The sequence below is a fragment of the Streptomyces sp. NPDC058246 genome (assembly GCF_042881985.1).
GTDB lineage: Bacteria > Actinomycetota > Actinomycetes > Streptomycetales > Streptomycetaceae > Streptomyces.
On record NZ_JBHVWZ010000031.1, the window covers coordinates 1 to 14,256 of the forward strand.

Annotated in this window: 12 protein-coding genes; 5 read left to right on the forward strand and 7 right to left on the reverse strand. The window is 68.9% G+C overall.

The genetic code is table 11. From position 1 onward, the window contains the following. Positions 1–63: 63 nt before the first annotated feature. Positions 64–690, reverse strand: coding sequence for a TetR/AcrR family transcriptional regulator (locus tag ACFVXA_RS32515; protein ID WP_362033382.1), 627 nt, complete (start codon positions 688–690; stop codon positions 64–66). Positions 691–968: 278 nt separating this feature from the next. Between ACFVXA_RS32515 and ACFVXA_RS32520 the strand changes: the two genes are divergently transcribed. The 4 genes from ACFVXA_RS32520 to ACFVXA_RS32535 all read left to right on the forward strand — a co-directional run bounded on the left by ACFVXA_RS32520 (position 969) and on the right by ACFVXA_RS32535 (position 5,254). Then, positions 969–1,952 carry a tetratricopeptide repeat protein gene (locus ACFVXA_RS32520; RefSeq protein WP_362033379.1) on the forward strand — a complete coding sequence of 328 codons (984 nt, stop codon included), beginning with the start codon at positions 969–971 and terminating at the stop codon, positions 1,950–1,952. A 658-nt stretch (positions 1,953–2,610) separates the two neighbouring features. Continuing rightward, positions 2,611–3,243 carry a DUF6230 family protein gene (locus tag ACFVXA_RS32525; RefSeq protein WP_362033376.1) on the forward strand — a complete coding sequence of 211 codons (633 nt, stop codon included), beginning with the start codon at positions 2,611–2,613 and terminating at the stop codon, positions 3,241–3,243. Positions 3,244–3,360: 117 nt separating this feature from the next. Beyond that, positions 3,361–3,936 (forward strand): DUF6114 domain-containing protein, encoded by a 576-nt coding sequence (locus ACFVXA_RS32530; protein ID WP_362033373.1) that lies wholly within the window; start codon positions 3,361–3,363, stop codon positions 3,934–3,936. After that, entirely contained in the window at positions 3,926–5,254 is a 1,329-nt protein-coding gene (locus ACFVXA_RS32535; protein WP_362033370.1) for a hypothetical protein, read from the forward strand. Before ACFVXA_RS32530 ends, ACFVXA_RS32535 begins: the two co-directional genes overlap by 11 nt. 92 nt (positions 5,255–5,346) lie before the next feature. Here ACFVXA_RS32535 and pyk read toward each other — a convergent pair whose 3' ends face one another. From pyk to pta, 3 genes are all read right to left on the reverse strand, one after another. Further along, entirely contained in the window at positions 5,347–6,777 is a 1,431-nt protein-coding gene (pyk, locus tag ACFVXA_RS32540; protein WP_362033367.1) for a pyruvate kinase, read from the reverse strand. 73 nt (positions 6,778–6,850) lie between these two features. Continuing rightward, entirely contained in the window at positions 6,851–8,083 is a 1,233-nt protein-coding gene (locus ACFVXA_RS32545; protein WP_390028051.1) for an acetate kinase, read from the reverse strand. Continuing rightward, positions 8,080–10,170: a phosphate acetyltransferase gene (pta, locus tag ACFVXA_RS32550; protein ID WP_362033361.1), complete on the reverse strand. Its 2,091-nt coding sequence runs from the start codon at positions 10,168–10,170 to the stop codon at positions 8,080–8,082. The genes ACFVXA_RS32545 and pta overlap by 4 nt, the downstream gene beginning before the upstream one ends. 382 nt (positions 10,171–10,552) lie before the next feature. Between pta and ACFVXA_RS32555 the strand changes: the two genes are divergently transcribed. Beyond that, on the forward strand, positions 10,553–11,578 hold the full coding sequence (locus ACFVXA_RS32555; RefSeq protein ID WP_362033358.1) for an ATP-dependent 6-phosphofructokinase: 1,026 nt from the start codon (positions 10,553–10,555) through the stop codon (positions 11,576–11,578). Positions 11,579–11,651: 73 nt separating this feature from the next. Here the strand turns inward: ACFVXA_RS32555 and ACFVXA_RS32560 are convergent, their stop codons facing one another. The 3 genes from ACFVXA_RS32560 to ACFVXA_RS32570 form a co-directional block, all read right to left on the reverse strand. Beyond that, positions 11,652–12,281 (reverse strand): XRE family transcriptional regulator, encoded by a 630-nt coding sequence (locus ACFVXA_RS32560; RefSeq protein WP_383747648.1) that lies wholly within the window; start codon positions 12,279–12,281, stop codon positions 11,652–11,654. A gap of 227 nt (positions 12,282–12,508) precedes the next feature. Further along, entirely contained in the window at positions 12,509–13,354 is an 846-nt protein-coding gene (locus ACFVXA_RS32565; RefSeq protein WP_383747632.1) for a carbohydrate ABC transporter permease, read from the reverse strand. A 1-nt stretch (position 13,355) separates the two neighbouring features. Beyond that, entirely contained in the window at positions 13,356–14,249 is an 894-nt protein-coding gene (locus ACFVXA_RS32570; RefSeq protein WP_362033352.1) for a sugar ABC transporter permease, read from the reverse strand. Positions 14,250–14,256 lie beyond the last annotated feature (7 nt).

The window sequence follows — 14,256 nt, forward strand, 5'->3', positions numbered from 1 at the left end:
CCGTTCTCGAAAGCCGGAGAGGCTGAGTATTAAGCCACTACCGCGTTCGAGGAGCGGGGGCGTTCAGGCCTCGGCCGTCGCGCCCCTCAGGCCCAGCAGGAGGACTTGGGTGAAGGCGCGGACCCACTCCTCGTCCGCGGGTTCGGCGCTGACGAGGGTGCGGTGGACGACCGCTCCCGCGACCATGTCGAAGATCAGGTCGGCGGTGCGCGCGGCGGCGGCCGGGTCGGACTCCGGCGGGAGTTCGCCGCGGGCCGTGGCGCGCGCCCGGCCCTCCAGGACCAGGCACTTCTGACGGTCGACGATCGACGTACGGATGCGTTCGCGCAGCGGCTCGTCGCGGGTGGATTCCGCCACCACCGCCATCAGGGCCGTCTTCGCCTCCGGGCGGCCCAGGATCGCCGCGAACTGGAGCACCACGCCCTCGATGTCGGCGGCCAGACTGCCCCGGTCGGGGAGCTCCAGCTCGTCGAAGAGGACCGCCACCGCGTCCACCACGAGCTCGTTCTTGCCCGCCCAGCGCCGGTAGAGGGTCGTTTTGGCGACCCCGGCGCGGGTCGCGACATCCCCCAACGTCAGCTTGGACCAGCCCAGTTCGACCAGTGCCGCGCGGGTCGCCTCCAGGATCGCGGCGTCCGCGGCGGCACTGCGCGGGCGCCCCGGACGGGGGGCGGAAGTGCGACTCTGCATTCAGCGACCCTATCCGGCCATGTCTGAGGTGGCTCGGCGGCCATATCCGGCGGTTCTGTGAAGCCGTGAGGGAGATCACCGGGGGATGGCACACGGGGATGCCCCGAGGCAGTTACGCTACGACCCGTAGCGAAAGCTCGTGCACCCTGACCCGTGCGCGAGCGACAACCACTGGCGCCAGGTGGGGACCCGGCGCCGAACATCACGCATCACGTCGTAAAACGCCTGGCTTTCGGAACACTTTTCACGCGCGCGCACAGAAGGGGGAGGATGTACTCATGCAGCCACGGAACATGTCCATGAGCGGAGTCGTCGACCTCGCCGCGGTGAAGGCGGCCCAGGAGGCCAAGGCGAAGGCGGAGCAGGCGCGCGCCGAAGCGGCCAGGCAGGGCGGCGGGGACGGGAGCGGGGCCGTGTCTCCCGCCAGCCTCGTGATCGACGTCGACGAAGCCGGTTTCGAGCGCGACGTCCTTCAGCGCTCCACCGAGGTACCGGTCGTCATCGACTTCTGGGCCGAGTGGTGCGAGCCGTGCAAGCAGCTGAGCCCGGTACTGGAGCGGCTGGCCCTTGAGTACAACGGGCGGTTCGTCCTGGCCAAGGTGGACGTCGACGCCAATCAGATGCTGATGCAGCAGTTCGGGATCCAGGGGATCCCGGCCGTCTTCGCCGTTGTCGCGGGGCAGGCTCTGCCGCTCTTCCAGGGGGCCGCCGGCGAGGCCCAGATCCGCGGGACCCTCGACCAGTTGATCGAGGTCGCCGAGCAGCGCTTCGGCCTCACCGGCCTCGTCGTCGACCCCGACGCCGAGCCCGGCAGCGCCCCCGCGGCGCCCGAGGTGCCGGCCGGCCCGTACGACGCGCTCCTCGAGGCCGCCGTTCAGGCCCTGGACGCGGGTGACTTGGGCGGTGCCGTCCAGGCGTACAAGAACGTACTGAGCGACGACCCGGGCAACACGGAGGCCAAACTGGGACTCGCCCAGGCCGAGTTGCTCCAGCGGGTGCAGAGCGTCGATCCGCAGCAGGTGCGCAAGGACGCCGCCGAGAAGCCCGGCGACGTACCGGCGCAGATCACCGCCGCCGACCTGGACCTGGTGGGCGGCCACGTCGAAGACGCGTTCGGACGGCTCATCGACACGGTGCGGCGGACGGCGGGCGACGACCGTGACGCCGTACGACTGCGGCTGCTCGAGCTCTTCGAGGTGGTCGGGGCCGACGATCCGCGGGTGATCGCGGCACGCCGGGCGCTCGCCAGGGCCCTGTTCTGACCGGTGCCCTGATCGGCGCCGCGACCGGTGTCCTGACCAGTTCCTAAACGCCGGGGCTTGTGATGCCCAGGTGAAAGATTGGCAGACGAGGCGACATGTGGCCGCGCTTTACCAAAACTTGGTAAACGCGGCCGCTGTTACTTGGAGTAAGTCAGAGGCGTCGATCTGTCGGATTCCGTCCAAAGATCAATGTTTTTGTCCACCGGGGTGCTGCCACCCTGCGTCGCCGACCGATACCGCCGGGTCGTTGTTCGGTTATCCGGCCGTTACTAGCGAGTAACGAACCCCCTTGTGCGGGCGGCGAGAATGCACCACGATCGGCGACGCTCGGTCCATTCCCCCCTACTCCGACAGCCAATCGGGTCAAGGGGTTTTCTGGGTCCCCACCGAGTAGAGCCGACGGCAGTGGCGTCGGCTCTTGGGCAGGGGGGTCTTTGCCGTTCGGCAGAGCCTGTCCAGCAGGTTGTGCGTGATGCGTGTCAGGCGCGACCAGTGGTTGTCGCTCGGGGGTGATCGCCGGTGATTCGGGTGCTCTTAGCGCCTCCGAGTACGGGCGCTCTCCTTCCCGAGGACGTAGCACTTCTCCCATCCCTGCCCGGCTGAGCCGCCGTCATGGGGCAGTCAGGGCCAGGAGATGTACGTCCGAGAAGGAGGAAATATGGAGTCCCAGGTGCGTGGCGGGACCAGATGGAAGCGGTTCGCCGTCGTGATGGTGCCCAGCGTGGCCGCCACGGCAGCGATAGGTGTCGCCCTCGCGCAGGGCGCTCTCGCCGCGTCGTTCAGCGTTTCCGGTCAGTCGTTCAAGGTGACGGCGGACCAGCTCCACGGCGAAGGTTTCTCGCAGTACGGAGCCATCGACTCGGGGTACACCCTCGACGGTAAGAAGACGGCTCACCCCGTCGCGGTCTCGGCGTTCAAGTCCGCGTCGATCACCAACATGTGCCAGTCGGTGGTCACCCCGGACATCCCGCTGCTCGGATCGGTCAGCCTGATCCTGAAGGCGGGCGGCGGTGGTACGCCGGTCCAGGCCGAGAACCTGTACATCGACGTCGAGGACCTCGAGGCCAACGCGACGTTCCACAACATCGACATCGGTGTTGCGGCCAAGGACGCCAGCAAGGGTCCGGGCATCGCCAAGGGTGACGCGGCCAACCCGTACGGGTTCGCCCAGCAGGCCGACTCGGCCGACCTGAGCAACGTCAAGCAGACGGCGTGGGCGACCACCGCCGGCACGTTCAAGCTCAGCGGCCTGAAGATGTCGCTGTCCAAGGGCGTCAAGGAGTGCTACTAGGCACTCCAGGGGCGGGCGAGGGGGCCCCGGCTGCTTCGCCCGCCCCGCTCCTTACCTCCGTACGCACACGCCTTACGCGTACTTCTCACAGCAAGCCGTTCCAGGGAGCTGTTTTCCATGAGCGCCGAGACTCCTGCCGCGCCCGGCCAGAACGAGCACTACCTCCGGGTCTTCCGGCGGAACTTCCGAACCTGGAGGGGTGAACGCCCGTTCTGGGCCGGTCTGTTCGTTCTGCTCGGCGGTGGACCCATTGCCTACTTCCCGTATGCGAACCTCCAGATCGGCCATCTGACGCTCGCGATGGCCACCACCGCGGGCGCGGGTTCCCTGATCATCGGCGTGCTGCTCGTCGTGCTGGGCATCAGTCTCTGGTTCCAGAAGCACGTACGGACCTTCGCCGGGGTCGCGGCGATTCTGCTGGCTCTGGTGTCCATCCCGGTGGCCAACCTCGGTGGCTTCCTCATCGGCTTCCTGTTCGCCATGATCGGCGGCGCGATGGCCGTCTCCTGGGTGCCGGCTGATCCCGCCGAGGAGCAGGCCGCGCCCGAGCCCGTCGGCAAGGGTGAGCCCTACCCGAGCGTGGACAGCGCGGCGGCCGGGCCTGCGGCGGCCGCGAACGGTCCGGCTGAGCCGAACGATCTGTCAGGAACGAGCCCGAGCAACGGGGCGAACGGGAGGCACAGTGCCGGCTGACGAGGTGACCCACGGGACTGATGTGGACGAGTCCCGTGTGAGAACCGGGCCGCGCCACGCGGCCCCCAGGAAGCCGCTGTTCACCAGATTCCACGTGCCGGCCGGCAAGGCGATCGCCCTTGCCGCCATGCCCACCGCGGTCCTGATGGGGATGGGCCTCACCCCGACGCTCGCGCAGGCCGAGGACCACCCGACCTCCAAGAGCCTCACGGCCGACGAGTACCAGAAGTGCGTCGAGGCCGTGGACGGCGCGAACGCGTCGGACTCGGCGTCGCCCTCCGCCTCCGCTTCCGACTCGGCCTCACCGAGCGCGAGCGAGTCCACCGACAAGGCCACGCCGACCCCCTCGGCGTCCTCGGGCACGTCCTCTTCGTCGGATTCAGGTTCCGACGACAAGGCCGAGCCCACGCCGTCGGCCTCCTCGTCCTCCGCGAGCACGTCGGACAAGTCGTCGGACAAGTCCTCCGGCAGCGGTACGTCGTCCACGCCGGCCCCCTCGGCGTCCGCGAGCAGCGGCAACGTCCTGGACACCATCGGCGACGCGATCGGCGGCATCCTCACGGGCGGCGGCTCTTCTAAGAGCTCCTCCAGCCCGACGCCGTCCGCGTCCGCCTCCGCGTCCGCCTCCGCTTCGCCGAGCGCGAGCAAGGGCAGCTCCGGCAGCGCCTCCGACACCGTCAAGGACACGACCGACAAGGTCACCGAGACGGTCAAGGACACGGTGAAGGACACCACCGACACCGCGTCCAAGGCGGCCTCGGACGCCACCAAGAAGGTGAAGGCGGCAGCCGACGCGGCCACCGCGTCCCCGAGCCCCTCCGCGAGCTCCGGCACGGACGCCTCGGGGTGCCCGGTCGCCACCGACGACCAGGGCGGCGTCGACAACCCGGTGACGCTGCCCGACGACCCCTGGTACCTGGACGCCAGCTCGCTGCTGCTCAAGGGCGCCGACTACCAGGGCGTCGTGAAGGTCAAGACGGCCAACGGGTCGACCAAGAAGGTCCTGAAGTACGTGATCTCCGGTGGCACGGACATCGGTGACCTGCACCAGACGGTGAAGGACAAGCAGTCCGGCAAGACCTACCACGTGCAGGCGGCCAGTGGCTCGACGTCCACCATCCGCGACGGCGACACGGTCATGTACACGGAGAGCATCTCCGGGAACCTGTTCGGTCTGATCCCGATCACGTTCAGCCCGGACAACCCTCCGCCGCTGAACATCCCGTTGATCTACTTCACCAAGGTGAAGGTCGTCCAGGCCGGCCAGTTCGGCGGGTCTCTGACCGTACCCGGGCTGCACTCGTACCAGACCGACTGAGCGCCCCAGAGCCCGTCCGGGAGCCGCAACACGCTGAGGGCGCCCCCTGCAAGCAGGGGGCGCCCTCAGCGGCGTACGAGGACCGCGCGGGGTCAGGGGCGGCCGCTCTCGCCCAGGTGGTGCACCCGGACCATGTTGGTCGTGCCGGGGACGCCGGGAGGCGAACCGGCGGTCATGACGACGACGTCGCCCTCGTTGAAGCGCTTGAGCTTCTGGAGCTCGTGGTCGACCAGGTCGACCATCTCGTCGGTGCTGTTCACGAACGGCACGACGTGGGACTCGACGCCCCAGCTCAGCGTCAGCTGGTTGCGGGTGCCCTCGTCCGTGGTGAAGGCCAGGATCGGCTGGAGCGCGCGGTAGCGGGACAGCCGGCGGGCGGTGTCACCGGACTTGGTGAAGGCCACCAGGCCCTTGCCGCCGAGGAAGTCGGCGATCTCGCAGGCGGCGCGGGCGACCGAACCGCCCTGCGTGCGCGGCTTCTTGCCGGGGACCAGCGGCTGCAGGCCCTTGGAGAGGAGCTCCTCCTCGGCCGCCACGACGATCCTCGACATCGTCTTGACCGTCTCGACCGGGTACGCGCCCACGGACGACTCGGCGGACAGCATGACCGCGTCGGCGCCGTCGAGGATCGCGTTGGCGACGTCGGACGCCTCGGCGCGCGTGGGGCGGGAGTTGGTGATCATCGACTCCATCATCTGGGTCGCGACGATCACCGGCTTGGCGTTGCGGCGGCACAGCTCCACGAGGCGCTTCTGCACCATCGGGACCTTCTCCAGCGGGTACTCGACGGCCAGGTCGCCACGGGCCACCATGACGGAGTCGAAGGCCGCGACGACGCCCTCCATGTTGTCGACCGCCTGCGGCTTCTCCACCTTGGCGATGACGGGGACCCGGCGGCCCTCCTCGTCCATCACCTTGTGGACGTCGTTCACGTCGTTGGCGTCGCGGACGAAGGACAGCGCGACCATGTCGCAGCCCATCTTCAGGGCGAAGCGGAGGTCCTCGATGTCCTTCTCGGACAGCGCCGGCACGTTCACGGCCGCGCCGGGCAGGTTGATGCCCTTGTGGTCGGAGATCACGCCGCCCTCGATGACGACCGTCTTGACCCGGGGGCCGTCGACCTCGACGACCTTCAGCTCGACGTTGCCGTCGTTGATCAGGATCGGGTCGCCCTTGGAGACGTCACCGGGCAGACCCTTGTAGGTCGTGCCGCAGATGGTCTTGTCGCCGGGCACGTCCTCGGTGGTGATGGTGAACTCGTCACCACGCTCCAGCTCGACGGGGCCCTCGGCGAAGGTCTCCAGCCGGATCTTCGGGCCCTGGAGGTCGGCGAGCACACCGATGGCCTTGCCGGTCTCGGCCGAGGCGGCCCGGACGCGGTCGTACCGCCCCTGGTGCTCGGCGTGCGTGCCGTGGCTGAAGTTGAAGCGGGCCACATTCATGCCGGCTTCGATCAGCGCGATGAGCTTTTCGTGGGAGTCGACCGCGGGGCCGAGAGTACAGACGATTTTCGAACGGCGCATGGGGCGATCCTATCGGTTTGTTTCGCTGCGGAATATTCCGTCTGGTGGAAAATACAAATGGGCGGCCGTGCGCTCAGGCGTGGCTCTTTCCGGCGTTCTTTCCGACCAGCGCATACGTCTGTGTGGCGATCTCCAGTTCCTCGTCCGTCGGCACCACCGCGACCGCGACCCGCGCGTACGGCGGCGAGATGAGCCGCGGCTCGTCGCCGCGTACGGCGTTCAGGTCGCCGTCGACCGCGAGGCCCAGTTCCTCCAGGCCGGCGATCGCGGCCTCGCGCACCGGGGCGGCGTTCTCCCCGACTCCGGCGGTGAAGGCGATGGCGTCCACCCGGCCGAGGACCGCGTAGTAGGCGCCGATGTACTTCTTCAAGCGGTGAATGTAGATGTCGAAGGCGAGCTGTGCCTGCTCGTCACCCTCATCGACACGACGGCGGATCTCGCGCATGTCGTTGTCGCCGCACAGGCCGATCAGGCCGCTCTTCTTGTTGAGAAGAGTGTCGATCTCGTCGGTGGACATTCCGCCAACACGCATCAAATGGAAGATGACCGCCGGATCCATGTCACCGGAGCGCGTACCCATCACGAGCCCTTCCAAGGGCGTGAGCCCCATGGAGGTGTCCACGCAACGTCCGCCCCGTACGGCCGTCGCGGACGCTCCGTTGCCCAGGTGCAGCACGATGAGGTTCACGTCCTGCGGGGCCTTGCCCAGCAGCTGGGCGGTCGCCCGGGACACATACGCGTGCGAGGTGCCGTGGAACCCGTACCGCCTGATCCGGTGCTCGTCGGCGGTCTTCACGTCGATCGCGTAGCGCGCGGCCGACTCCGGCATCGTCGTGTGGAAGGCGGTGTCGAAGACGGCGACCTGGGGGAGGTCAGGGCGCAGCGCCATCGCGGTGCGGATGCCGGTGAGGTTCGCCGGGTTGTGCAGCGGCGCCACCGGGATCAGCCGCTCGATCTCGGCGAGGACGGCGTCGTCGACGACGGTGGGGTCGGTGAAGTACTTCCCGCCGTGCACGACCCGGTGGCCGATCGCCGCCAGCTCGGGGGAGTCCAGACCGAGACCGTCCGCGGCCAGCTCCGTCGCCACGGCCTTCAGGGCGGCCCCGTGGTCGGCGATCGGGCCGATCTGCTCGCGGGACGGACCGCCGGTCAGCGGCGTGTGTTTCAGCCGGGAGGTCTCCTCGCCGATCCGCTCCACCAGACCGACCGCGAGCCGGGAGCTGTCGCGCATGTCGAGCAGCTGGTACTTCACCGACGAGGAACCGGAGTTGAGGACGAGGACGCGGGTGGCGGAGGTGGCGCTCACTGCTGGGAGGCTTTCTGGTCGGGGGTCTGGGACTGGATCGCCGTGATGGCCACGGTGTTGACGATGTCCTGGACGAGTGCGCCGCGGGACAGGTCGTTGACGGGCTTGCGCAGGCCCTGGAGGACCGGGCCGACGGCGATCGCGCCGGCCGAGCGCTGCACGGCCTTGTAGGTGTTGTTGCCGGTGTTGAGGTCCGGGAAGATCAGCACGGACGCCTGTCCGGCGACCTCCGAGTCCGGCAGCTTGGTCGCCGCGACGGAGGGCTCGACGGCGGCGTCGTACTGGATCGGCCCCTCGATCTGCAGGTCGCCGCGGCGCAGTCGCACCAGCTCGGTCGCCTCGCGCACCTTGTCGACGTCGGCGCCGGAACCGGACGTACCCGTCGAGTACGACAGCATCGCGATCCGGGGTTCGACGCCGAACTGCTCGGCGGTGGCGGCCGACTGGATGGCGATGTCGCAGAGCTGCTCGGCGTTCGGGTCGGGGTTCACGGCGCAGTCGCCGTAGACGAGGACCTTGTCGGCGAGGCACATGAAGAAGACGGACGACACGATCTTGGAGTCCGGCTTGGTCTTGATGATCTCGAAGGCGGGCCGGATGGTGGCGGCCGTGGAGTGCACCGAACCCGACACCATGCCGTCGGCGAGACCCTCCTGGACCATCAGCGTGCCGAAGTAGTTCACGTCGGCGACGACGTCGTACGCCAGCTCGACCGTGACCCCCTTGTGGGCGCGCAGCTGGGCGTACTTCTCGGCGAAGGAATCCCGCAGTTCGGAGGTCTGCGGGTCGATGAGCTGGGTGGCGCCGAGGTCGATGCCGAGGTCGGCGGCCTTCTTGCGGATCCGGTCGACGGGCCCGAGCAGCGTCAGGTCGCAGACGCCCCGGCGCAGCAGCACCTCGGCGGCGTGCAGGACGCGCTCCTCGGTGCCCTCGGGGAGGACGACACGGCGCTTGTCGGAGCGGGCCTGCTCCAGGAGCTTGTGCTCGAACATCATCGGGGTGAGCCGGCCGCTGCTGGGCGCCGAGACCCGCTTGAGGAGGTCACCGGTGTCCACGTACCGCTCGAAGAGGCCGAGGGCCGTCTCCGCCTTGCGGGGCGTGGCGGCGTTCAACTTCCCTTCGAGGCCGAACAGCTCGGCCGCGGTCGGGAAGGAGTTCCCGGCCACCGAGACGACCGGGGTGCCGGGGGCGAGGCGGGCGGCGAGGGTGAGGATCTCGTCGCTCGGCGTCTCGTTCAGGGTGAGCAGGACGCCGGCTATGGGCGGGGTGCCCGCGCTGTGCGCGGCGAGCGAGCCGACGACGAGGTCGGCGCGGTCGCCCGGGGTGACCACGAGACATCCCGGGGTCAGGGCGTTCAGGAAGTTCGGCAGCATCGCGCCGCCGAAGACGAAGTCGAGCGCGTCCCGGGCCAGGCCCGCGTCGTCGCCGAGGATCACCTTGCCGCCCAGGGCGTGGGTGATCTGCGCGACCGTGGGCGCGGAGAGCGCGGGCTCGTCGGGCAGCACGTAACAGGGCACGGGGAGCCGGGAGTCGAACCGCTCGAGGATTCCGGCGCGGTCGGCCGCCGCCACCCGGTTCACGATCATGGCGAGCACGTCGCAGCCCAGACCGTCGTACGCACGGTAGGCGTTGCGGGTCTCGGCGCGGACGGACTCGGCGGTCTGGCCCCGGCCGCCGACCACCGGGATGACCGACGCGCCGAACTCGTTCGCCAGCCGGGCGTTGAGCGCCAGCTCGTCGGGGAACTGGGTGTCGGCGTAGTCGGTGCCGAGCACGAGGACGACGTCGTAGTCCCGGGCGACCGCGTGGAAGCGGTTCACCAGGGAGGAGACCAGCTCGTCCGCCCCCTGCTCGGCCTGGAGCGCGGACGCCTCGTGGTAGTCCATGCCGTCCACCGTCGCCGGGTCCTGCGCCAGCCGGTAGCGGGCGCGGAGCAGCTCGAAGAGCCGGTCGGGGCCGTCGTGCACGAGCGGACGGAACACCCCCACCCGGTCGACCTGGCGGGTCAGGAGCTCCATGACCCCCAGCTCGACGACCTGGCGGCCGTCGCCGCGGTCGATCCCGGTCACGTACACGCTGCGCGTCACGCGTGCTCTCCATCCGTTTCGTCGCTGGGGTTGCCTGGGTGTTCCTGGCGGCTGTGCCGCCGTGCCGGTGTGCTCGTGGCGGCCGGGTTCTTCGAAGGCGTTCCTGCGGACGTTCTTGTGGGCGTTCTTGTGGGGCGTTGTTCTGGGCTCTTCGTGGGGTCTTCGTGGGCTCTTTGTGGCGCGAAAAAATAGCCCGCCGGGGTGAGCAGAACCCTCTTGACAATACCTCTGCGGGTAGCTAGGGCGCCCGCCAGGACAAACGCCCTGGTGGGGCGGAGGGAGGCGGCGGTGCCCCGCGGACAGGGAAACAGCGGCGCCCCGCGGGCCGTGAAACAATCGGATCGGCTCACCGGTCCCAACAGCGAGCAGGAGACACAGCACGATGCGCATCGGAGTTCTCACCGCAGGCGGCGACTGCCCGGGCCTGAACGCAGTGATCCGATCGGTCGTGCACCGAGCGGTCACCAACTTCGGGGACGAGGTCATCGGCTTCGAGGACGGCTACGCCGGACTGCTCGAAGGCCGCTTCCGTACCCTCGACCTCGACGCGGTCAGCGGCATCCTCGCCCGCGGCGGCACCATCCTCGGCTCCTCCCGTCTGCAGCGCGACCGGCTTCGCGAGGCCTGCGAGAACGCCCAGGACATGGCCCGCGAATTCGGCATCGACGTGCTCATCCCGATCGGCGGCGAGGGCACGCTGACGGCGGCACGCATGCTGTCCGACGCGGGTCTCCCGGTCGTCGGTGTCCCCAAGACGATCGACAACGACATCTCGTCCACGGACCGCACCTTCGGCTTCGACACGGCGGTGGGCGTGGCCACGGAGGCCATGGACCGTCTGAAGACGACGGCCGAATCCCACCAGCGCGTGATGGTCGTCGAGGTCATGGGCCGGCACGCCGGCTGGATCGCCCTGGAGTCCGGGATGTCCGCCGGCGCCCACGGCATCTGCCTGCCCGAGCGCCCCTTCGACCCGTCCGACCTGGTGGCGATGGTCGAGGAGCGCTTCGCCCGCGGCAAGAAGTTCGCGGTCATCTGCGTCGCCGAGGGCGCCCACCCCATCGAGGGCACCATGGACTACGGCCACGGCGCGATCGACCAGTTCGGCCACGAGCGCTTCCAGGGCATCGGCGCGGCCCTCGCGTACGAGCTGGAGCGCCGCCTCGGCAAGGAGGCCAAGCCGGTCATCCTCGGCCACATCCAGCGCGGCGGCACGCCGACGGCGTACGACCGGGTGCTGGCGACGCGGTTCGGATGGCACGCGGTGGAGGCGGCCCACCGGGCCGAATTCGGCAAGATGACGGCGCTGCGCGGCACGGACATCAAGATGGTGCCGCTCCACGAGGCCGTCACCGAGCTGAAGACGGTGCCGAAGGACCGGATGGACGAGGCGGAGTCGGTGTTCTGACCCCGGCCGGCTGTGGGTCACTCCTCCGAATCCTTTGAATCCTTCAGTACGTACTTCACTTTCCTACGAATCCTCAGTTCGTACTCTTCTGGACCATCGACCAGAAGTGATCGACGATCCGGTCGAGGAACTCCCGGCCGGAGTCGCTGGAGTCGGTGGCGGCCGAGCCGCCGCCCCAGCTCAGACTGGCGACCATCTGCCCCTGATAGTCCGTGTGCATCTCCTGGAGGACGTCCTCCAGGAGGTGGCGGTCCAGGGGAACCATCCTCCCGACCGGCCGCACATACGCCTGCCAGCGCGTCGTCATCGCGCTGCGCAGCAGCTCCGCGAGCTTGTCGTCGCGTCCCGTCACGGTGATGAAGTCGGGCAGCGAGAGTTCGAGGATGTCGGCGAGCGCGGCCGACTGCCGCTCGTTGCCGCGCCACTGGTCCGTCTCCTCCATCCGCTGGTACGCGAGGAGCTCCAGGCCGACGGCGCGGGCGACGTCCTCCTGGGCGAGGCCGCGGGAGATGCGGTGTTCGCGCAGCGTGCGGGGCGCGCCGATGAGCTCGCCGGGCGAGCACCACAGCACGCCGGCGAGGGCGGTGAGCTCGGGCGCGCTCGGCGAGGTGATCCCGCGCTCCCAGGCGGCGACGAGGTCGGGAGTGACGTACGGCAGCCCGTACGAGGCTCTCATCCCGTACGCGACATGCTCGGGCCCCATTCCGAGCGCCGCCCGCAGTCTGCGGGCGGCCGGGGCGTTGAAGGGCGGGGTGGGCTGTTGGGCCTGCGGTCGGTGCACGCGCACAAAGTATGGGTCCGAGACAGCGCTGACTACGGTCTGCTCAGCCACAATCACAGATTGTAGGAACATACGGTTTCAGCCACGGGCCCCGGTGGCGGGAGCGTACGGAGCGACACGTGACCCGGGCCCCACAGCCCCCGGGCTTCTCATCCCTTGACGGCCCCACCCAGGGCGAACCCCCCACCCAACCGCCTCGCCACCAGCACATACAGAACCAGCACCGGCGTCGAATAGATCACCGAGAACGCCGCCAGCTGCCCGTACACCACCATCCCCCGATTTCCGAAGAACTCATTGATGCTCACGGACGCCGGCATCTGGTCCGGAGTGAGCAGCAGCATGAACGGGACGAAGAAGTTCCCCCACATCATCACGAACGAGAAGACCGTCACCACGGCCACGCCCGGCCCCATCAGCGGCAGCACGATCCGCATCAGCGACTGGAACGACGACGCTCCGTCCGTCCAGGCCGCCTCCTCCAGCTCCTTCGGGACGCCGTCCATGAAGTTCTTCATCAGCCAGATGGCGAAGGGAAGCTGAGAAGCCGCGAAGAAGAAGATCGTGCCCTGCATGGTGTCGATCAGATTGACCTGTACGAACAGCGCGTACACCGGGACCATGATCGCGGTGATCGGCAGACTCGTCGCGAAGAGGATCGTCAGCAGGAAAGGGCGGTTGAGACGCGAGCGGAAGCGGGACAGCGGATACGCCGCCAGCGCCGCGCACACCACCGTGAGCAGCGTTCCGCCCCCGCACAGGATCAGGCTGTTGAGGAGCGGGGTGAACGTGATGTCCGGCTTCAGTACGGCGTCGAAGTTGGCCAGGGTGACACCGTCCGGCACCTTCACCTTCAGGTCGGCGTGCGCGTCCAGCGACGACAGGACCACCCAGGCGAGCGGCAGTGCGAACGCGGCCGCCACCACGAGGAGCCCGGCGTCGGCGGCGAGCCGGCGCTGGGTGCGGCGGGACCTCGGAGTCGTACGTCCCGACATGTCAGACCTCCGTCCGCAGCAGCCGCATGTACACCGCCGAGAACAGCGAGCCGACGACCAGCAGCAGGAGCGCCACCGCAGTCCCGTACCCGATCATGCTCTTCTGAAAGGCCTGCTCGTACATGAAGAGAGGGAGGGTCTGGCTGCGATTTCCCGGCCCGCCGCGCGTCATCACCCAGATCAGGCCGAAGACGGACAGGGTCTGCAGGGTGTTCAGCATCAGGTTCGTGCCGATGGAGCGGCGAATCATCGGCAGGGTGATGTGCCACATCCGTCGCCAGCCGCCTGCCCCGTCCACCTCCGCCGCCTCCGTGATCTCCTTCGGGATCTCGTTCAGCGCCGCCGAATAGACCAGCATCGAGAAGGCCGTCCCCCGCCACACGTTCGCGAACGACACCGCCAGGATCGGCAGCGTGAACATCCAGTTCTGGGAGGGGAGATGGAGCCAGTCGAGGATGGCGTTCAAAGTGCCTTCGCGGCGGAAGAAGGCGTACAGCAGGAAGCCCGCGACCACCTCCGGCAGGACCCACGCCGTGATCACGATTCCGCCGACCAGCGTGCGGACCGGCTTCGACGCGCGCTGCATCAGCGCGGCCAGTGCCAGCCCCAGGGTGTTCTGGCCGACCAGTGACGACAGCACCGTGAACACCAGGGTCAGCCAGACGGCGTTGAGGAACGCGTCGTCCTTGAACGCGGCCCGGAAGTTGTCGAAGCCGACGAAGGACGAGTGGGCCTGGCCCGTCAACTGCAGGTCCGTGAAGGCGATGTACGCGCAGTAGGCGATCGGGCCCGCGAGGAAGAGGAGCAGGAGAACCACGGCCGGGGCGAGCGGGAGCGCGCGGGTCAGGGAGCGCAGGTGGCCTCCCCGGCGCGGCGGAGCGACCTTCGTACCCACCGGGCGG

What these genes read in the sequence shown, in the direction of transcription:
- pyk (WP_362033367.1), bottom strand. Translation starts at nt 6,777, where the DNA reads ATGCGCCGTTCGAAAATCGTCTGTACTCTCGGCCCCGCGGTCGACTCC.
- ACFVXA_RS32530 (WP_362033373.1), top strand. Translation starts at nt 3,361, where the DNA reads ATGAGCGCCGAGACTCCTGCCGCGCCCGGCCAGAACGAGCACTACCTC.
- ACFVXA_RS32515 (WP_362033382.1), bottom strand. Translation starts at nt 690, where the DNA reads ATGCAGAGTCGCACTTCCGCCCCCCGTCCGGGGCGCCCGCGCAGTGCC.
- ACFVXA_RS32560 (WP_383747648.1), bottom strand. Translation starts at nt 12,281, where the DNA reads ATGGGGCCCGAGCATGTCGCGTACGGGATGAGAGCCTCGTACGGGCTG.
- ACFVXA_RS32565 (WP_383747632.1), bottom strand. Translation starts at nt 13,354, where the DNA reads ATGTCGGGACGTACGACTCCGAGGTCCCGCCGCACCCAGCGCCGGCTC.
- ACFVXA_RS32520 (WP_362033379.1), top strand. Translation starts at nt 969, where the DNA reads ATGCAGCCACGGAACATGTCCATGAGCGGAGTCGTCGACCTCGCCGCG.
- ACFVXA_RS32525 (WP_362033376.1), top strand. Translation starts at nt 2,611, where the DNA reads ATGGAGTCCCAGGTGCGTGGCGGGACCAGATGGAAGCGGTTCGCCGTC.
- ACFVXA_RS32555 (WP_362033358.1), top strand. Translation starts at nt 10,553, where the DNA reads ATGCGCATCGGAGTTCTCACCGCAGGCGGCGACTGCCCGGGCCTGAAC.